General features: G+C 65.7%; 19 protein-coding genes. 11 read left to right on the top strand and 8 right to left on the bottom strand.

The window, feature by feature from the left end; translation table 11 throughout:
• Position 1: 1 nt before the first annotated feature.
• From ACIPW4_RS10415 to madM, 7 genes are all read left to right on the top strand, one after another.
• Positions 2-301, top strand: coding sequence for a malonate decarboxylase subunit delta (locus ACIPW4_RS10415; protein ID WP_400657363.1), 300 nt, complete (start codon positions 2-4; stop codon positions 299-301).
• A complete protein-coding gene (locus ACIPW4_RS10410) occupies positions 294-1,142 on the top strand; it encodes a biotin-independent malonate decarboxylase subunit beta (RefSeq protein WP_400657362.1) in 849 nt (282 codons plus the stop codon). Before ACIPW4_RS10415 ends, ACIPW4_RS10410 begins: the two co-directional genes overlap by 8 nt.
• Positions 1,139-1,930, top strand: a complete 792-nt coding sequence (gene mdcE / locus ACIPW4_RS10405; protein WP_400657361.1) for a biotin-independent malonate decarboxylase subunit gamma — start codon at positions 1,139-1,141, stop codon at positions 1,928-1,930. The genes ACIPW4_RS10410 and mdcE overlap by 4 nt, the downstream gene beginning before the upstream one ends.
• A gap of 1 nt (position 1,931) precedes the next feature.
• A complete protein-coding gene (locus tag ACIPW4_RS10400; RefSeq protein WP_400657359.1) occupies positions 1,932-2,546 on the top strand; it encodes a malonate decarboxylase holo-ACP synthase in 615 nt (204 codons plus the stop codon).
• Positions 2,543-3,460 (top strand): malonate decarboxylase subunit epsilon, encoded by a 918-nt coding sequence (gene mdcH, locus ACIPW4_RS10395; protein ID WP_400657356.1) that lies wholly within the window; start codon positions 2,543-2,545, stop codon positions 3,458-3,460. Before ACIPW4_RS10400 ends, mdcH begins: the two co-directional genes overlap by 4 nt.
• A gap of 63 nt (positions 3,461-3,523) precedes the next feature.
• On the top strand, positions 3,524-3,925 hold the full coding sequence (madL, locus tag ACIPW4_RS10390; protein WP_400657355.1) for a malonate transporter subunit MadL: 402 nt from the start codon (positions 3,524-3,526) through the stop codon (positions 3,923-3,925).
• Positions 3,926-3,930: 5 nt separating this feature from the next.
• Entirely contained in the window at positions 3,931-4,695 is a 765-nt protein-coding gene (madM, locus tag ACIPW4_RS10385) for a malonate transporter subunit MadM (RefSeq protein WP_400657354.1), read from the top strand.
• Positions 4,696-4,701: 6 nt separating this feature from the next.
• On the opposite strand, the gene ACIPW4_RS10380 is transcribed toward madM, so the two are convergent.
• Positions 4,702-5,616: a LysR substrate-binding domain-containing protein gene (locus ACIPW4_RS10380; protein WP_400657352.1), complete on the bottom strand. Its 915-nt coding sequence runs from the start codon at positions 5,614-5,616 to the stop codon at positions 4,702-4,704.
• Between the two features lie 51 nt (positions 5,617-5,667).
• Positions 5,668-6,714: a type 2 isopentenyl-diphosphate Delta-isomerase gene (gene fni, locus ACIPW4_RS10375; protein ID WP_400657349.1), complete on the bottom strand. Its 1,047-nt coding sequence runs from the start codon at positions 6,712-6,714 to the stop codon at positions 5,668-5,670.
• A 223-nt stretch (positions 6,715-6,937) separates the two neighbouring features.
• On the opposite strand from fni, the gene ACIPW4_RS10370 reads away from it, so the two are divergent.
• Positions 6,938-7,786, top strand: coding sequence for a LuxR C-terminal-related transcriptional regulator (locus tag ACIPW4_RS10370; protein ID WP_400657347.1), 849 nt, complete (start codon positions 6,938-6,940; stop codon positions 7,784-7,786).
• Between the two features lie 85 nt (positions 7,787-7,871).
• Positions 7,872-9,266, top strand: a complete 1,395-nt coding sequence (locus ACIPW4_RS10365) for an aspartate aminotransferase family protein (protein WP_400657345.1) — start codon at positions 7,872-7,874, stop codon at positions 9,264-9,266.
• 86 nt (positions 9,267-9,352) lie between these two features.
• Here ACIPW4_RS10365 and ACIPW4_RS10360 read toward each other — a convergent pair whose 3' ends face one another.
• The 3 genes from ACIPW4_RS10360 to ACIPW4_RS10350 all read right to left on the bottom strand — a co-directional run bounded on the left by ACIPW4_RS10360 (position 9,353) and on the right by ACIPW4_RS10350 (position 14,011).
• Positions 9,353-11,353 carry a U32 family peptidase gene (locus tag ACIPW4_RS10360; RefSeq protein ID WP_400657343.1) on the bottom strand — a complete coding sequence of 667 codons (2,001 nt, stop codon included), beginning with the start codon at positions 11,351-11,353 and terminating at the stop codon, positions 9,353-9,355.
• Positions 11,354-11,487: 134 nt separating this feature from the next.
• Positions 11,488-13,587 (bottom strand): TonB-dependent receptor family protein, encoded by a 2,100-nt coding sequence (locus ACIPW4_RS10355; RefSeq protein ID WP_400657340.1) that lies wholly within the window; start codon positions 13,585-13,587, stop codon positions 11,488-11,490.
• Between the two features lie 58 nt (positions 13,588-13,645).
• Positions 13,646-14,011, bottom strand: coding sequence for a RidA family protein (locus ACIPW4_RS10350; RefSeq protein WP_400657959.1), 366 nt, complete (start codon positions 14,009-14,011; stop codon positions 13,646-13,648).
• Between the two features lie 134 nt (positions 14,012-14,145).
• Here ACIPW4_RS10350 and ACIPW4_RS10345 point away from each other — a divergent pair, with 134 nt between their 5' ends.
• Positions 14,146-14,841, top strand: coding sequence for a tRNA (adenine(22)-N(1))-methyltransferase (locus tag ACIPW4_RS10345; protein ID WP_400657339.1), 696 nt, complete (start codon positions 14,146-14,148; stop codon positions 14,839-14,841).
• A gap of 1 nt (position 14,842) precedes the next feature.
• On the opposite strand, the gene ACIPW4_RS10340 is transcribed toward ACIPW4_RS10345, so the two are convergent.
• On the bottom strand, positions 14,843-15,103 hold the full coding sequence (locus tag ACIPW4_RS10340; protein WP_400657337.1) for a DUF2790 domain-containing protein: 261 nt from the start codon (positions 15,101-15,103) through the stop codon (positions 14,843-14,845).
• 121 nt (positions 15,104-15,224) lie between these two features.
• Here ACIPW4_RS10340 and ACIPW4_RS10335 point away from each other — a divergent pair, with 121 nt between their 5' ends.
• Positions 15,225-16,157 carry a LysR family transcriptional regulator gene (locus tag ACIPW4_RS10335; RefSeq protein WP_400657336.1) on the top strand — a complete coding sequence of 311 codons (933 nt, stop codon included), beginning with the start codon at positions 15,225-15,227 and terminating at the stop codon, positions 16,155-16,157.
• A 149-nt stretch (positions 16,158-16,306) separates the two neighbouring features.
• On the opposite strand, the gene ACIPW4_RS10330 is transcribed toward ACIPW4_RS10335, so the two are convergent.
• Together ACIPW4_RS10330 and ACIPW4_RS10325 are read right to left on the bottom strand one after the other, a co-directional pair.
• Complete coding sequence (locus ACIPW4_RS10330) at positions 16,307-16,858, bottom strand: YbhB/YbcL family Raf kinase inhibitor-like protein (RefSeq protein ID WP_400657335.1); 552 nt, start codon at positions 16,856-16,858, stop codon at positions 16,307-16,309.
• 48 nt (positions 16,859-16,906) lie between these two features.
• Positions 16,907-17,206, bottom strand: coding sequence for a hypothetical protein (locus ACIPW4_RS10325; RefSeq protein ID WP_400657332.1), 300 nt, complete (start codon positions 17,204-17,206; stop codon positions 16,907-16,909).
• Between the last annotated feature and the right edge of the window lie 54 nt (positions 17,207-17,260).

The following is a 17,260-nucleotide window of genomic DNA, read 5'->3' as shown; positions in this document are numbered from 1 at the left end:
AATGGAAACCCTGACCTTTCAATACCCCGCCGCCGAGCCTGGTCGCGGCCGCACCTTGGTCGGCTGCGTCAGCTCCGGCGACCTGGAAGTCCTGATCGAGCCCGGCAGCGCAGGGCGCCTGGAGATTCAGGTAGTCACCTCGGTCAACGGCAGCAGCGCTCGCTGGGAGCAACTGTTCCAGCGCCTGTTCGATGGCCGCACGCTGCCCGCCGTGAAGATCGACATCCACGACTTCGGCGCTACCCCTGGCGTGGTGCGCCTGCGCCTGGAGCAAGGTTTCGAGGAGATTGCCCATGACTGACACCGCCCGCCTGCTGCAAAGCCGCAGCTTCGTCGAACTTGGCGCCCGCCAGCGTGCCCGCGCCTTGCTCGATGCCGGCAGCTTCCGTGAACTGCTCGGTCCGTTCGACCGCCTGATGTCGCCGTGGCTGCCGCGCCAGGGCATCGTGCCCCAGGCCGACGACGGCGTGGTCATCGGCAAAGGCCTGCTGGCAGGCCGCAATACGGTAATCGCCGCCATCGAAGGCGGCTTCCAGGGTGGCAGCATGGGCGAGGTGGGCGGTGCCAAGATCGCCGGCGCCCTGGAGCTGGCCATCGAGGACAACCGCAACGGCCTCCCCACCTGCGCCGTGCTGCTGCTGGAAACCGGAGGCGTACGCCTGCAGGAGGCCAACCTTGGCCTGGCGGCCATCGCCGAAATCCAGGCGGCGATCGTCGAACTGCGTACCCATCAACCGGTGATCGGCCTGATCGCGGGCTCCGTCGGCTGCTTCGGTGGCATGTCCATCGCGGCCGGGCTGTGCAGCCACCTGCTGGTCACCCGCGAAGCGCGCCTGGGCCTGAATGGCCCGCAAGTGATCGAGCAGGAGGCCGGTATCGCCGAGTACGATGCCAAGGACCGCCCGTTCATCTGGAGCCTGACCGGGGGCGAGCAACGCCACGCCAGCGGCCTGGTGGACGCTTATGTGGCAGATGATGCCGAGCGCATCCGCCAGCAACTGCTGCAACTGCTGGACACCCCATCGGCCAACCGTGCCGGCCGCCACGCCTGGTACCTGGAGCGCCTGGCCAGCCTGGGCGCCGACTGCGCGCAACTGGACGCCGCTGCCGTGCGCGCCCTCTACCAAGGAGATGCCCAATGAACCGTGCCCTGAACTGGCTGCCGGGCCTGGCCGGTGGCGAACCACTGCCAGGCTATCCCGCCTCGCTGCAGGTGATCGATGGCGAACTGGACAACCGCCTGGCGCGCTTCATTGCCGTGGTACCCGACGCGCGCAACCCGTTCACGCGGGCGCGTGCCGGCGAAGTCGGCCTGCTCGAAGGCTGGGGCCTGGCCAAGGCCGTGAGCGAGGCGGTCGAACTGGACCGCGAAGGCGAGAAGCGGGCCATCGTCGCGGTCATCGACGTGCCGAGCCAGGCCTATGGCCGCCGCGAGGAGGCCCTGGGTATCCACCAGGCACTGGCCGGTGCGGTGCAGGCTTACGCCCAGGCGCGCCTGGCCGGGCACCCGGTGATCGGCCTGCTGGTCGGCAAGGCCATGTCCGGCGCCTTCCTGGCCCACGGTTACCAGGCGCAACGGCTGATCGCCCTGGATGACAGCGGGGTGATGGTACATGCCATGGGCAAAGCGGCTGCGGCGCGGATTACCTTGCGCAGTGTCGAACAACTGGAGGCACTGGCCGCCGAGGTGCCGCCCATGGCCTACGACCTCGCCAGTTACGCCTCGCTGGGCTTGCTCTGGCGGCGTCTGCAGGTCGAGAGCGCCGACACGCCGAGTGCCGCCGACATTGCCCAGGTACGCGCCTGCCTGGGCGAGGCCGTGCGCGATATCGGCCATTCGACCGACCTGAAGTCACGCCTGGACGGTGAAAACCGCAGTGCCTCCCGTGACGTGCGCGCACGCCTGCGCAGCCAGTGGCAGGAGGCGTGAGATGAACCTGCCGCAGCCACACGACCTGCTCTGGGGCATGCCCCTGGCCGACCTGCCTGCCGATGCGCCTGCCTGGGCCATTCAGGCGTTGGCAGCCGGGCAGCCCGTGGTGGTGCGCCGTGCCGCCTGTGCCAGCGGCTGGGTGGCGGTAGGCGTGCGCGGGCAAGGGCGGGAGCAGCGCCTGGGTGTGCAGATGCGCTTGGCTGATATCCAGCGGCAATCGAGCCCCGAGTCACTGCGCTGGCACGGGGACAGCCCCTGGCCTGCCCTGCAGGCGCTGGCCTCGGTGGCCCCGGTGCTCGATGCGTATGGGCTGGCCTGGGGCCCCACGGGCGGTGTGGGGTATCAACTGGCGACGGGCTGCGACGTGGTGCACGGGGCCAGCGACCTTGACCTGGTGCTGCGCGCGCCACTGCCCATCCCCCGCGCGAAGGCCCGGGAGCTGCTCGACATCCTCGATTGCGGCCCGTGCCGTATCGATGTGCAACTGGAAACCCCGGAAGGTGCCGTAGCGCTGCGGGAGTGGGCAGGCGTGGCGCGCCGGGTCCTGCTCAAGTCAGCGCTTGGCGCACGCCTGGTAGCTGACCCTTGGGGCGCGCTGGAGTGTGCCGCGTGAGCAGCCTGTTCGCTTTCCCTGGCCAGGGCGCGCAACAGCCAGGCATGCTGCAGCGTCTGCCTGATGGCGCCTCGCTGCTGGTGCAGGAGGCCAGCGATGTCCTGGGCGAACAGGCGCTGGCCCTCGACAGTGCACAGGCCCTGCAATCGACCCGAGCCGTGCAGCTCTGCCTGCTGCTGGCCGGGGTGGCCTGGGCGCGCTGGCTGCTGCAGCGCAGCCCGGCACCGGATTATGTTGCCGGCCTGTCCATCGGCGCTTATCCCGCCGCTGTGGCGGCCGGGGCACTGACGTTCGCCGATGCGGTACGCCTGGTGGCGCTGCGTGGCGAGTTGATGCAGCGAGCCTACCCGGAGGGTTACGGCATGACCGCCCTCAGCGGCCTCGACTTGAGCGATGTCGAACGCTTGCTGGCCGACGTGGGCGGCGAGGTGTACCTGGCCAACCTCAACAGCGACAACCAGGTCGTCATCGCCGGCAGCGACAGGGCCATGGCCGAGGTTGCCAGCCGCGCCCGCAGCCGTGGCCAGGGCGTGGCCCGGCGCCTGGCAGTGAGCGTGCCGTCCCACTGCAGGTTGCTGGACGGCCCGGCCGCCGAACTGGCGGCTGCCTTCGCCAGCGTCGAGCTGCGCCGCCCGCGCATCACCTACCTCAGTGGCAGCAGTGCACGGCCGATTCACGATCCGCAACGCCTGCGCGATGACCTGGCCGGCAACATGGCCCGTGTGGTCGACTGGCGTGCTACGTTGCGCAACGCCTACGAACGTGGCGTGCGGCTGCACGTGGAAGTGCCGCCGGGCAGCGTGCTCAGCGGCCTGGCAAAAGCCATTTTCGAACAGGGCCGAGTCGTTGCTTTGGAACAGACGCGAGCCGATACGGTGGACGCCTTGCTGCGTCAGGAGGTTGACCGAAGCTGAAGATGACCGTGTTTTTCGAAGAACAACAACAAGCAACTTCGACCCAACGCGAGGACAACAATAATGATTATCTACGGTGTGGCCTTTCTGGCCTTGTGTACCCTTGTCGGCCTGTTCGTCGGCGAGCTGCTGGGCAAGCTGCTGGGGGTTCCTGCCAATGTCGGCGGCGTCGGCATCGCCATGCTGCTGCTGATTTTCATCGGCAGCTATCTCAACAAACGCGGCCTGACCGATGCCAAGTCGGCACAGGGCGTGGAGTTCTGGAGCGCCATCTACATCCCCATCGTGGTCGCCATGGCCGCCCAGCAGAACGTGCTCGGTGCGCTGTCTGGCGGGCCGATGGCGATCCTGGCCGGCGTCGTGGCGGTGGTCGCGAGTTTTGCCATGGTGCCTTTGCTCGACCGTATTGGCAAAAAGAAGCCTGAAGCGGCTGCCGATGAACCTCTGACTGCCTCGCAACGGTGACCGCCATGTACGAATCGATGATGAAAGTGATCAGCGGCTACGGCCTGGTCAGCGGGTTTGCGGTGATCGGCGTGACCATGTGGTTTTCCTACTGGCTGTCGAAAACACTCACCCGTGGGCGCCTGCACGGCTCGGCAATTGCCATCTTTCTGGGCCTGGTGCTTTCTTACGTTGGGGGCTCGTTGACAGGTGGGCAGAAGGGCCTGGTGGACATACCGCTGTTGTCGGGGATCGGTTTGCTCGGCGGCGCGATGCTGCGCGACTTCGCCATTGTCGCAACGGCATTCGGGGTGAACATCGAGGAACTCAAGCGCGCCGGCCTGTCGGGCGTGATATCGCTGTTCTTCGGGATCGGCGTCTCCTTCGTTGCAGGCGTCGGGGTCGCGCTGGCCTTCGGTTATACCGATGCGGTGAGCCTGACCACCATTGGTGCGGGGGCGGTTACCTATATCGTCGGCCCGGTCACCGGTGCGGCCATTGGCGCCAGTTCCGAAGTGATGGCGCTGTCGATCGCCGCTGGCCTGGTCAAGGCCATTCTGGTCATGGTGGTGACGCCCTTCGTGGCGCCGCTGATCGGTTTGAACAATCCGCGCACGGCGGTGATTTTCGGCGGCCTGATGGGCACCTCCAGTGGTGTTGCCGGCGGCCTGGCGGCCACCGACCCGAAACTGGTGCCCTATGGCTGCCTGACGGCGGCGTTCTACACCGCGCTGGGCTGCCTGCTGGGCCCGTCACTGCTGTTCTTCATCATGCGCGCGGTCGCTGCGTGACAGGTATCAGCCCAGGCCGGCACTGTACATGCGGCACTCCGCCAACAGTGCCAGCAGGTTGGGCTCACGCTCGCGAGCCTTGAGGAACACCACGCCGATGTGTTGCTGCAGCCGGTAACGCGGTTGCAGCGCGATCAGCTTCACGCGGTTCTCGTACACCGCCGCGATTCGCCCTGGCAGCAGGGCGAAGCCTACTCCCGAACTGACCATGCTCAGCAGCGTGAAGATATCGTTCACCTGCATCGCCACCTTCGGCTCGAACCCCGCCTGCTGGAACACCCGTGCGCCATCGCGGTGGGTGGCAAAGCCCTGGGTCAGGGTGATGAAGGTGGAGTCGGCCAGGTCCGCCAGGTCCACTTCCTGTTGCCCGGCGAAGGGTGAATCGGTCGGCACGGCGAGGAAGATGTCGTCGGAGAACAATGGCAGCTGCTCGCAGGCCGGGTCCGCCACGCTTTCGTCCAGTGACACCAGGATCGCTTCCAGCTCATGGTTTTTCAGGCGTTGCAGCAGGTCGACGTTCGAGCCCAGGGTCAGGTCGATGTTCAGTTCGCTACGCCGCAGCTTCAGGCCCATCACCAGCTTCGGCACGGTCTTGACGGTGAGCGAATACAGCGCGCCGAGGCGAAAGCGTTCGGCATAGAAACCCGCTGCCTCGCGGGTCTGGCGTACCATCTGCTCGGCGTCCTGGATCAGCTGACGGGCTTTCTTTTCCAGCACGTAGGCGCTTTCCAGCGGGATCAGCTGGCGGCCTTCGTGCTTGAACAGCGGGCAGCGCAGGGCGCTTTCCAGGGAATGGATGGCCCGGTGCACGCTGACCGCACTGGTGGCCAGCTCGGCGGCGGCGCGGCCGAGGTTGCCGCTGCGCATGAAGGCGAGGAAGGTCTCGAGCTTTTTCAGGGTCAGTTCTTCGTCGATCAGCATGCAGAGGGGCCAGCGTGAAGGGAGGTGCTGATCATGCCACAGCGCGGCGCCTCATGGCGGCGGCAGGTGCGACGGCAGCAGGCGCGCCCGGCGCAATTGCGCAAGGTTGCGTGAGCCGGTGCAGAAGCAGGCGATGCGCAGCTGGCGCAGCAGAATATCGAAATGCTCCACCACCGCCTGGGTAGAGATCATCGCCGCACTCAGCACATTGGCGGCCTGGCCTACCAGGTCGGCGCCGAGGCGAATGGCCTTGGCGGCATCGACGCCGTTGGCCACACCGCCCGAGGCGATCAGGCCGATTTCCGGCACGGCGCGGCGCACCGCCAGCAGGCAGTGTGCGGTCGGGATACCCCAGTCGGCGAATGCCAGGGCCACCTCGCGCCCGGCGGGGCTGCCGGCGCGCTCGGCTTCCACCGCTGCCCAGCTGGTGCCGCCGGCACCGGCGACATCGATCATGGCTACGCCGACATCCCACAGCCTGCGCGCGACGCTGGGTGAAATCCCGGCACCGACTTCCTTGACGATGACCGGGGTGGGCAGGTGCCGGGTCAAGGTCTCGATACGTTCGAGTACGCCGCGCCAGTCGCGGTCGCCTTCGGGCTGCACGGCTTCCTGCAGGGGGTTGAGGTGGATGATCAGGGCATTGGCCTGGAGGGTGTCGACCGCACGGCGCGCCAGGTCGAGGCCGTCGGATTCTCGTAGCTGGGCGGCGCCGAGGTTGGCCAGCAGTGGTATGTCGGGGGCCAGGCGTCGCAGGTCTTCGGTCAGGCCCTGGTCCTGGCCGCTGCGCAGGCTGACGCGCTGCGAGCCCACGCCCATGGGGATGCCCAGTGTCTGGGCGGCTTCGGCCAGGTGCTGGTTGATGAAGCGTGCACGTTCGGCGCCGCCGGTCATGGAGCTGATCAGTAGCGGGGCGTTCAGGGTACAGCCGAACAGCTTGGTGGTGAGGTCGATGTCGTCCAGGGCCATTTCCGGGAGTGCGCAGTGTTCGAAGCGCAGGGCTGACCAGCCGGCGTCCACGGCATGTGCGGTGGGGGAGGCGGCGAGCACGATGTCGAGGTGGTCGTCCTTGCGTTGGCTCAGGGGGTTTTTCTTCATGCCGGCTCCATTTTGAGTGGGGGCAGGTGTAAGGGGCGTCTTTCTCCTATAGCTAAGCTGACAATTGGTACGGCATCAGGTTGCAGAGGGGCGCAGAGGGGGCCGCCGACAGGCGCTGCAGATCCCAAGGCAAGCCCCATGGCTCACCCCGAAGGGTGATGGTCTACACCCAAGCCCCATGCCAGAATCCCAACCACAACAACCCCGGCATGGGACCACGACAATGAGCAAAGACCGGCTGAAATCGCCCGACTGGTACGTGCAGATGGCCCGTGTCGTCGACGCCCAGGGCTCGCCGGGCTTCGTCGAGGCGCTGTTCGCCGCCCTCAAGCTGATTGCCCCGTGCCAGGCCATCACCGTGTTCCTCTACCCCCGCAAAGGCCTGCCCTCGGCCCTGTTCGAAAAAGACGAAGAAGGCCCCTGGCTGCCGGAAGGCAACATCCACAAGTACCTCGAAGGCTACTACCTGCTGTGCCCGTTCTACCGTGCCTGCATGGACGGCATCGCCCCGGGTTGCTACCGCCTCAGCGACGTCGCCCCCGACCACTTCAAGCGCAGCGAGTACTACCTGGCGTTCTACCAGCACGCCCACCTGGAAGACGAACTCAACTTCATCGTGCCGCTCGACGAGCACCTGACCATCGCCGTGGCCCTGGCCAGCACCCGGCGCCTGGACCGTCAGCAGGTCAGTGACCTCAAGTGCGTGGCGCCGTGGGTGGTGGCCACGGTGCGGCGGCAGTGGAGCCACCTGGATGTCGACGCCATCGGCGGGCGATTCGAGAGCGCCCTGGGCCGGCAGATCAACGCCGCGCTGAACAATTTCGGCTCCTCCTTGCTCACCGAGCGCGAGTGCCGCATCGCCCAGTACCTGCTGCGCGGCCACTCGACCCGCTCCCTGGCCGAGCGCCTGGGCATCAGCGAGGACACGGTCAAGACCCACCGCAAGAACCTCTACACCAAGCTCGACATCGCCAAGCAGTCTGAGCTGTTCTCGCTGTTCATCGACTCACTGGCCCAGGCCCAGGAAGGCCTGAGCAAGGACCCGCTGGAAAGCTACTTGCGAAGGCGCTGAACGCGCCGTTTCCCCTGAAACGATTTTTACTGTCAGCGGCCTGGCAGGGCCAACTGCACGCCGCGTTTTACCCTGGAGAACAATAATGAACGCACCGTTCCAAGCCAAGCTGCACACCCAGCGCGACACCCGTGACTACCAGGCCGGCGACGCCGCTCACCATATTCACGCCTTCCTCGACCAGAAAGCGCTCAACGCCGAGGGCCCGCGCGTGATGGTCGGTGGCGAGCGGCTGCACCTGTGGGACAGCGACGGCAAGCGTTACCTAGACGGCATGTCGGGCTTGTGGTGCACCCAGCTCGGCTACGGCCGCAAGGACCTGACTGCCGCTGCCGCTGCGCAGATGGACCAGCTGGCCTACTACAACATGTTCTTCCACACCACCCACCCAGCGGTGATCGAGCTGTCCGAACTGCTGTTCAGCCTGCTGCCGGGCCACTACAGCCATGCCATCTACACCAACTCCGGTTCCGAGGCCAACGAGGTGCTGGTCCGCACCGTGCGTCGCTACTGGCAAGTGGTCGGTCAGCCGAGCAAGAAGATCATGATCGGCCGCTGGAACGGCTACCACGGCTCGACCCTGGCCGCCACCGCGCTGGGCGGCATGAAGTTCATGCACGAGATGGGCGGCATGATCCCGGATGTGGCGCACATCGACGAGCCCTACTGGTACGCCGCAGGTGGCGACCTGAACCCGGCGGAGTTCGGCCGCCGCTGCGCCCTGCAGCTGGAAGAGAAGATCCTCGAACTGGGTGCCGAGAACGTCGCCGGCTTCATCGCCGAGCCGTTCCAGGGCGCTGGCGGCATGATCTTCCCGCCGGAAAGCTACTGGCCGGAAATCCAGCGCATCTGCCGCCAGTACGACGTGCTGTTGTGCGCCGATGAAGTGATCGGTGGCTTTGGCCGCACTGGCGAGTGGTTCGCCCACGAATACTTCGGCTTCGAGCCGGACACGCTGTCGATCGCCAAGGGCCTGACCTCGGGTTATGTGCCCATGGGCGGCCTGGTGCTGAGCAAGCGCATTGCCGAGGCACTGGTCGAGCGCGGCGGGGTGTTTGCCCACGGCCTGACCTATTCCGGGCACCCGGTGGCGGCGGCGGTTGCCATCGCCAACCTCAAGGCGCTGCGCGATGAAGGCATCGTGCGTCAGGTCAAGGAAGACACCGGGCCGTACCTGCAGCGCATCCTGCGCGAGGTGTTCGCCAACCACCCGTTGATTGGCCAGGTGCAGGGCGCGGGGCTGGTGGCGGCGTTGCAGTTCGCCGAGGACAAGGGCAGCCGCAAGCGCTATGCCAATGAAAACGACCTGGCCTGGCAGTGCCGGACTTATGGCTTCGAGGAAGGGGTGATCATTCGGTCGACCCTGGGGCGGATGATCATGGCGCCGGCCCTGGTGGCCAACCACGGCGAGCTGGATGAGCTGGTGGAGAAGACCCGGATTGCGGTGGATCGCACGGCGCGCGGGTTGGGATTGTTGTAAGGGTTGAGATCGCTGGGGCCGCTTTGCGGCCCTTTCGCGACACAAGGCCGCTCCTACAGGATATTTGCGGCCTCACAGGCTGACGATCAATGCATCCCGCGTGGGATGGTCTTGAGCAGGTCTTCCGGGCTGATGTGTCCCACTACCTGAGCCACTGCGCTACCCGGTGTCGGCAGGTCGATGATGTGGTTCTTCATCTTGCCGATCACATGCATCTCGCACGGCTTGCAGTCGAACTTCAGGGTCAGCACTTCATCGCCCTGGATCAGCTGCATCGGCGCCACCTTGGTACGCACGCCGGTCACACCCTTGGCCTGCTTGGGGCACAGGTTGAACGAGAAGCGCAGGCAGTGCTTGGTGATCATCACCGGCACTTCGCCGTGCTCCTCATGGGCTTCGTACGCCGCGTCGATCAGCTGCACGCCATGGCGGTGGTAGAAGTCGCGGGCCTTCTGGTTGTAGACGTTGGCCAGGAACGACAGGTGCGACTCGGGGTATACCGGTGGCGGCGTGGTCTCGGCCTTGCGCCCGCCACGCGGGTGCGCCTGCACACGGGCTGCGGTCAGGGCCTCGATGGCTTCACGGCGCAGGGCCTTGAGCTGCGAGTTGGGGATGAAGAACGCCTGCGGCGCATCCAGTTCGATGCTATTGGCGTGGTACATCGTGGTGCCCAGCTGGCCGAGCAGGTCATGCAGCTGCTCCAGAGCCTGCTGCGGCTTGTTGGCGGCGCCGAACGGGCCGTCCAGGGCCACCTGCACGCTGACGCCTTCCTCGCTGCTGACGGTCAGCATCAGGCGCTGCTCGCGCAGCACTGCGTGCCATTCCACGCCCACGCGGCGCTCCGACGAAGTGCGCTGCAGGGCCTGCTGCCAGTTATGGTCGAGGTTGCGCGACAGCGGGTGGTTCGGCCGCAGCTTGTACAGGCCCTCGGGCATCTCGTTGGGCTCGACGCGGTAGCGGTAGCGCTTCTGGCCGTCTTCCTCGAACTCGCCACGGGGCTCGGCGATGTTGGCGCGGAAACCCACCACCTCACGCTTGACCAGCACGTTGAGACCGTCGCCGTTGGTCAACGGCACTTCGGTGACCACTTGCAGGTCACGCTTGCCGACTTTTTCAACCACGCCGACTGCCAGGCCGGTGAAGGTCGGCGAGTCGAAGGCGCCAATGTCCACTTTGCGGTCGGTGACGAAGTAGTCGGTGCTGCCGCGGTGGAAGGTCTTGTCCGGGTCGGGCAGGAAGAAGTGCTCAGTGCGGCCGCTGGAAGCGCGGGCCAGTTCCGGGCGGCCTTCGAGGATGGCGTCGAGCTCCTTGCGGTAGTGGGCGGTGATGTTCTTCACATAGCCCATGTCCTTGTAGCGGCCCTCGATCTTGAACGAACGCACGCCGGCATCGACCAGGTCGGCCAGGTTGGCGGTCTGGTTGTTGTCCTTCATCGACAGCAGGTGCTTCTCGAACGCCACCACACGGCCCTGGTCGTCTTTCAGGGTGTACGGCAGGCGGCAGGCCTGGGAGCAGTCACCGCGGTTGGCACTGCGCCCGGTCTGGGCGTGGGAGATGTTGCACTGGCCGGAGAAGGCCACGCACAGTGCGCCGTGGATGAAGAACTCGATGGCCGCATCGGTTTCGCTGGCGATGGTGCGGATCTGCTGCAGGTTCAGCTCGCGGGCCAGTACCAGCTGGGAGAAACCGGCCTGGTCGAGGAACTTTGCCCGCTCCAGGGTGCGGATGTCGGTCTGGGTGCTGGCATGCAGCTCGATCGGCGGGATGTCCAGCTCCATCACCCCCAGGTCCTGCACGATCAGCGCATCGACGCCGGCGTCGTAGAGCTGGTGGATCAGCTTGCGCGCCGGTTCCAGCTCGTTGTCGTGGAGGATGGTGTTGATGGTGGTGAACACGCGTGCATGGTAGCGACGGGCGAACTCGACCAGTTCGGCGATATCACTGACGTCGTTGCAGGCGTTGTGGCGCGCGCCGAAGCTCGGGCCGCCGATGTAGATGGCATCAGCGCCGTGCAGGATCGCCTCGCGGGCGATGGCCACGTCACGGGCAGGGCTGAGCAGTTCCAGGTGATTCTTTGGAAGGGACATGTCGTTATAGGTTCGGGCTGTCACGGTAGGGCGGCATTGTAGCGGTGAAATGGGCGGGTGGCATCTTTGAGTGCCGAGAGGTGTGCAGGCCTTACCGGCCCTTTCGCGGGTGAACCCGCGAAGGGCCGCCAAGGTCAGAACTGGTATTCGACCCCGGCCCCGGCATACCAGGACCTGCCCGGCGCCGCCTCGTAATAGCGCCCATTGCCATCGCCGACAATCACCGAGCCCACGTACTGGCGGTCCAGCAAGTTGTCCAGGCGCACCAGCTGGTGGAACGTCCACGGCCCGACATGCTGCTCGAACCGCGTGCGCCAGTTGAACACCGCATAACCCGGCGCCGCATGCTGGTCATTGGTGTCTTCGACATACACCTTGCTCCGGTACTGCCCCTCGAGCCCCATGCTGATGCCGTCGCGCGGCTTCCACACCAGTTCGCCGAACAGGCTGCTGCGCGGCACGCCGGGCAGCTGGTTGCCCTTGTCGATGGTCGTGCTGCCCTGGGTGAAGGCCTCGTCATAGGTGGCATCGAGCAGGGTATAGGCCAGGTTGGCCTGCCATTGCGGGTTCAGCTCGCGTTGCACGCTCAGCTCGAAGCCGCGGCGCAGGGTCTTGCCGGCATTGCGGTAGCTGGTGCGGCCATCGGTCGAGGCCGCGACCACGATCTCGTCCCTGGTGCGGATCTCGAAGATCGCGGCATTGATCCGCGTGCGCTCATCCGGGCGCCACTTCAGGCCCAGTTCGTACTGGGTGCTGGTGGCCGGTTCCAGGCCGAAGTTGAAGCCCTCCAGTGCCCCGGGGGCATAGGCCATTTCGGCCTGAGTCGGGGTTTCGAAGGCCTTGCCGGCGCTGATGTAGCCGTGCAGGTCGGGGGTGAAGGCATACATGACCGACAAGGTCGGCGTGGTGCGCTGGTACGTCTTCGAGCCGCTGGCATCGCCGTTGGCCAGGAAGCGGTCGTCGACTTCCATCTCCATGCTGCTGTGGCGCAGGCCGGCATCCACGGTCCAGCGGTCCAGTTCCCAGTGCGCCTGCACGTACGGGTCAAGGCTGGTGGCGGTGTCTTTTTCATCCCGGCGCAGCTCGCCTTTCACGCCCAGGGTGTCGCCGCTGAAGTTCTGGAAGCCGCGGCGGTCGTCGCGGCTGCGGTCGTAGTCGGCCCCGAAGGTCAGGGTCAGGTTGCCGGGGGCGGCGCTGATGGGCTGGATCCAGCGCAGGGTCCCGCCGTGGAACTCGCGGTCGAAGTCGACCACGCCGCCGCCCCGGTTGTTCGCGGGCGTGCCCTTGGGGATCGACAGGTACTGGATGACGCTGCGCTTGCCGGCGTACAGGTTGAACTGCAGGGTTGCCTCGCCGAAGTAGCGCTCGTAGTTCATGCCCACCTGCTGGTGATGGATGCTCTTGCGCGTGTTGTACTCCTCGGCGCGCGCCGCCACCGAGCGCGGGTCGTGCTTGTAGGCGTCCCAGGTCTGGCCGAGCGGGTCTTGCGTGCCGTTCTGCTCCAGGGTGCTGAAGATCAGCGCCAGGCGGCTGTCGGCGTCCGGCTTGACGTGCACCTTGGCGAAGGTCTGGTCGCGGCGGGCGGCGCTGTGGTCGCGGTAGCCGTCGGTGTCCATGCGCGAGGCATCCACCAGGAAGCCGGCTTGCTCGCTGCCGCCTTCGCTGTAGACGTGATTCTTGTTGAAACCATCGCTGCCAAACGTGGTTTCGGCGCCGACCTTGGGCGGCCCGGAGCCGTCGCGGGAGAACATCTGGATCACGCCACCGGCATTGCTGCCGTAGATGGCCGAGGCCGGACCACGCAGTACTTCGATACGGTCGGCCACATCCAGGTTCAACGAGGCCGCCTGACCCTGGCCATCCGGGGTGCTGGCGGGGATGCCGTCACTGAGCAGCTTGATGCCACGGATGCCGAAGGCCGAGCGGGCGCCATAGCCACGCGAGGAAATCTGCAGGTCCTGGGCGTAGTTCTGGCGGTTCTGCACCACCAGGCCAGGTACGCGGTTGAGCGCTTCGGACAGGTTGACGCCCAGCTGGCCATCGGCGATCTGCTGGCGGTCGACGGTGTCGATGGAGTAGGGCAGATCGAAGCTCGGGTTGGGCGCGTAGGTGCCGGTGACTACCAGCGGTTCCAGCAGGTTGAAGGTGGTGGGTTCGGCTTGTACCAATGGGCACAGGCCGAGGCCGGGCAGCAAGGCGATCAGGGCCTTGCGGCGAAAAGGGGGGGATTGCATGCAGCGTCCTGCTTTGAAAACTGGGTAAAGGGGGCTGCTTCGCAGCCCCGGGGGCGGGTTAGCGCTTGGCTGCCATGGCAGTGACTTCGACGCGCATTTCGGGGTAGGCCAGTGCAGCCACACCCACGGCGGCACGCACTGGCCATGGCTTGCTGAAGAAGCGCTGGTACACCTCGTTGAAGGCGCCACGGTCGGCCATGTCGGTCAGGTAGATAGTCAGATGCATGACCCGGTCCATGCCGCTGCCGGCCTTTTCCAGCGCGTCTTTCAGGGCCTGCAGGGTGCTCTCGCTCTGCTGGGTGATATCGGCATCGAGATCGGTCGGGATCTGCGTGGTCACCAGGATACCGTTGTACTCCGCGACGTCGGAGGAAATGGACTCGGCGTCGGAATCTGGTGTGTAGATAAGATCTGCCATGGGTATTCGCCTTGCAACGGAGGGAAAGCGGCAAGCCTACGCGAGCCTGTCGCAAGGGTCGAGCCGGTGGGCGCTCAAGCATTGAAATGCAGCGCCCCGGCAGTCAGAATCGCCGCCGATTGTCGAGCAAGGGGCTGGAGTTGAACCAACAGACATTATCGAGGCGCCTGGAACGTGTGGCCGCACATGTACCGCAGGGTGCGCGCCTGGCCGATATCGGCTCGGACCACGGCTACCTGCCGGTGGCCCTGGCGCTGCGCGGCGTGATCGCGGCGGGGCTGGCCGGCGAGGTGGCGCAGACGCCTTATGAATCGGCCCAGCGCAACGTGCGCCGCAATGGCCTGACCGACGTCGTTACCGTGCGCCTGGCCGACGGCCTGGAGGCCATCGAGCCCGGTGATCGCATCACCGCCATCAGCCTGTGCGGCATGGGGGGCAAGACCATGTGCGAGATTCTCGAGCGTGGCAAGGCGCGCCTGAACGGCATCGAGCGCCTGATCCTGCAGCCTAATGGCGACGAGCGCGAGCTGCGCGGTTGGCTGATGCACAACGGCTACCGGATCGTCAGCGAAGAATTGCTGCGGGAAAACCGTTTCGACTACGAGATCATCGTGGCCGAACCCGACGGGGCGGTGGCCTACAGTGCCGAAGAGCTGTATTTCGGCCCCGTGCTGATGCGCGAGAAATGCCCGGCATTCCTGACCAAGTGGCAGCGCATGCTGCGTCAGAAGCAGCAGAGCCTGGCCAACTTCGAGCGTGCCCGCGATGCCATCCCGCAGGAGAAGCGGCATGACTTCGCCCGGCAGATCGGCTGGATCAACGCGGTACTGGCCTGATTCACTGCTGCGAGCAGTTGCCCATTTCGCGGTAGTCGACTTCGCGCTTCTGGCCCTGATGATCGACGTACACCATGTGCGCGGTGCCCACCTGGCAGTCGGCGGCGTTGCTGGCCGGGGTAATCGAGATGACCTTGGCCACATCCAGCGGCATGCCGTACTCATAATTGCTGCTGGCCGGTTGGCTGGCGGGCGCATCGGCGAAGGCGCCGAACGAGGCCAGGGCGGCAGAGAGGGCGACAACAGCAAGTGAACGTTTCATGGCAGGCTCCTTTTTCGTTTTACCCATGATGCATTCGTTGGTGATTCTCAATAAATGGGATAAGTCGTGATAGATTCCTGCCTGGAACGTACGAATAAGATCGATCAAGGAGCCAGGCCCCATGGACATGCTGCACGCCATGCGTACCTTTACCCGAGTGGTGGAGTGCGGCAGCTTCGCCGCAGCCGCCAATGCACTCGACATCTCTGCGGCGCAGGTGTCGCGGATTGTCGCGGAGCTTGAGAACCAGCTGCAGACACGGCTGCTGCACCGCACCACCCGGCGCCTACGCATGAGCGAGGCAGGCGAGCGGTTTCTCGAACGGGCGCGGCAGATCATGGCGCTGACCGACGAGGCCATGGACGAAGCCCGCGGCGCCCACCTCACCCCGCGTGGCCGTCTGAGGCTGCACTGTCCGCATGGCTTGGGCATGCTGCTGATGCCATTGGTGGCCGGTTACAACGCCATCTGCCCTGACGTGGTGATCGAGCTGACCCTGTCTCAGCGCAATCCCGATCCGCTGGCCGAGGGGCACGATGTGGTGATCACCGTGGATGAGGCGTTGCCCGATTCGCAGCTGATCGCCGTGCCGCTGGGCAACATTTTCAGTATCCCTTGCGCCGCGCCAAGCTACCTTGAGGCCCATGGTGTGCCCGAGCAGCCGGCAGACCTGCACGAACACCGATGCCTGCGCATGGCGTATCCGATGTACGAAGGGGACTGGGTGTTCGCGCAGGGGATCGACAACTGTGTCATCGCCCCGCGCGACAGTTTTCTGACCAACGTCGCCGACGCCATGCTGGTAGCCAGCGAACTGGGGATGGGCATCGGCCTGCTACCGTTCTACACCGCCAGCCAGGCCATCGAGCAGGGGCGCCTGCGGCGGTTACTGGCGCCTTATCGGCTGCGGGAGAATGCCTTGTATGCGATCTATCCGTCCAGGCATTACCTGGATGCCAAGGTGCGGACCTGGATCGATTACCTCAAGGAACAGCTGCCGGATGTATTCGAGAGGCATGCGAAGATCGTCGATGACGCGCGGTACTGGCGCTGACAGCGCGGTCCATGTAGGAGCGGCCTTGTGTCGCGAAAGGGCTGCAGAGCAGCCCCAGCATTCGCTGCCTCGACGCTGAACTCCTGGGGCTGCTCCGCAGCCCTTTCGCGACACAAGGCCGCTCCCACAGTGATTGCACGTTTCGGCAATCAGTGCCCGTAACGGCCCACCAGGCTCTGCGCCCCTAACGCATGCCCCTGCAGCAATTCCATCAAGCCGGTGCGGTCCAGCCCTTCGGGCAGGGTACCCAAGGGCAAGTCAGTGGCAATCAGAGTCAGTGCATAGTGATGCGGTTTGTCCCCCGCTGGCGGGCAAGGCCCGCGGTAGGTCAAGGTACCGCGAGAATTGCGCCCAACCATGAGCGCCTGGGTTGTCTGCCCAGCCATGCCCTCATCCAACCCATCGAGCGCCGGGTCGATGTTGTAGGCAATCCAGTGCACCACACCCAGCCCCTTGCCGCCGTCCGGGTCGAACATCACCAAGGCCAGCGACTGCGTGCCGTCGGGCAGGTTCTTCCAACTCAGCTGTGGCGTTCGCTCCTCGCCGGCGCCACAGGCGGGGTCAGGCCCGACCTGCTGCAAGGCGATGACACCGCCGTCGGTAAATGAGGACGAGCTGATCGACAGTGCGGCGGAATCGCCACCGGCAGCCAGGGCAGTGCAGGGCAGCAAGGCGGCGAGTAGCCAGGGTCTAGGGTTCATGGCGATTCCTTGGCAGGACTGTGCGCCCCAGTGTAGACCCGCTGCGGGTCAGCGGCTGTCCTGGTCTTCAGCGGTACCGCCGGTGTGGCCGGCGCCTGAGCCCGTGGCTTCACCAGTGCTGTTGGAACCACCCGCGGCGCCATCGGCGGCGTCGCTGCCGGTATTGCTGCTGTCGTTGTCCTGGCCACTGCCTGGGCTGTTGACGCTGCTGTCTTCACCTGCGGTCTTGCCGCCTTGCTGGTCGGTTTGCGGCTTGCTGTCGGTGTTGGTCGGCTCGGTGGCGGCGTAGCTGGCGGTAGAGGCGACCCCGAGGGCGAGGGCGAACAACAGCGGTTGAATGCGGATCATGGCAAGTCTCCTGGGCGGATGATCTGTCATTCGTTTGGCTGGCGGAGGATGGCA

Source organism: Pseudomonas sp. NPDC089996 (assembly GCF_044748405.1).
Classification (GTDB): Bacteria; Pseudomonadota; Gammaproteobacteria; order Pseudomonadales; family Pseudomonadaceae; genus Aquipseudomonas.
This window is presented reverse-complemented; position numbering and strand designations above follow the sequence as displayed.

What these genes read in the sequence shown, in the direction of transcription:
- ACIPW4_RS10415 (WP_400657363.1), top strand. Translation starts at nt 2, where the DNA reads ATGGAAACCCTGACCTTTCAATACCCCGCCGCCGAGCCTGGTCGCGGC.
- ACIPW4_RS10410 (WP_400657362.1), top strand. Translation starts at nt 294, where the DNA reads ATGACTGACACCGCCCGCCTGCTGCAAAGCCGCAGCTTCGTCGAACTT.
- mdcE (WP_400657361.1), top strand. Translation starts at nt 1,139, where the DNA reads ATGAACCGTGCCCTGAACTGGCTGCCGGGCCTGGCCGGTGGCGAACCA.
- ACIPW4_RS10400 (WP_400657359.1), top strand. Translation starts at nt 1,932, where the DNA reads ATGAACCTGCCGCAGCCACACGACCTGCTCTGGGGCATGCCCCTGGCC.
- madL (WP_400657355.1), top strand. Translation starts at nt 3,524, where the DNA reads ATGATTATCTACGGTGTGGCCTTTCTGGCCTTGTGTACCCTTGTCGGC.
- madM (WP_400657354.1), top strand. Translation starts at nt 3,931, where the DNA reads ATGTACGAATCGATGATGAAAGTGATCAGCGGCTACGGCCTGGTCAGC.
- ACIPW4_RS10380 (WP_400657352.1), bottom strand. Translation starts at nt 5,616, where the DNA reads ATGCTGATCGACGAAGAACTGACCCTGAAAAAGCTCGAGACCTTCCTC.
- fni (WP_400657349.1), bottom strand. Translation starts at nt 6,714, where the DNA reads ATGAAGAAAAACCCCCTGAGCCAACGCAAGGACGACCACCTCGACATC.
- ACIPW4_RS10370 (WP_400657347.1), top strand. Translation starts at nt 6,938, where the DNA reads ATGAGCAAAGACCGGCTGAAATCGCCCGACTGGTACGTGCAGATGGCC.
- ACIPW4_RS10365 (WP_400657345.1), top strand. Translation starts at nt 7,872, where the DNA reads ATGAACGCACCGTTCCAAGCCAAGCTGCACACCCAGCGCGACACCCGT.
- ACIPW4_RS10360 (WP_400657343.1), bottom strand. Translation starts at nt 11,353, where the DNA reads ATGTCCCTTCCAAAGAATCACCTGGAACTGCTCAGCCCTGCCCGTGAC.
- ACIPW4_RS10355 (WP_400657340.1), bottom strand. Translation starts at nt 13,587, where the DNA reads ATGCAATCCCCCCCTTTTCGCCGCAAGGCCCTGATCGCCTTGCTGCCC.
- ACIPW4_RS10340 (WP_400657337.1), bottom strand. Translation starts at nt 15,103, where the DNA reads ATGAAACGTTCACTTGCTGTTGTCGCCCTCTCTGCCGCCCTGGCCTCG.
- ACIPW4_RS10335 (WP_400657336.1), top strand. Translation starts at nt 15,225, where the DNA reads ATGGACATGCTGCACGCCATGCGTACCTTTACCCGAGTGGTGGAGTGC.
- ACIPW4_RS10330 (WP_400657335.1), bottom strand. Translation starts at nt 16,858, where the DNA reads ATGAACCCTAGACCCTGGCTACTCGCCGCCTTGCTGCCCTGCACTGCC.
- ACIPW4_RS10325 (WP_400657332.1), bottom strand. Translation starts at nt 17,206, where the DNA reads ATGATCCGCATTCAACCGCTGTTGTTCGCCCTCGCCCTCGGGGTCGCC.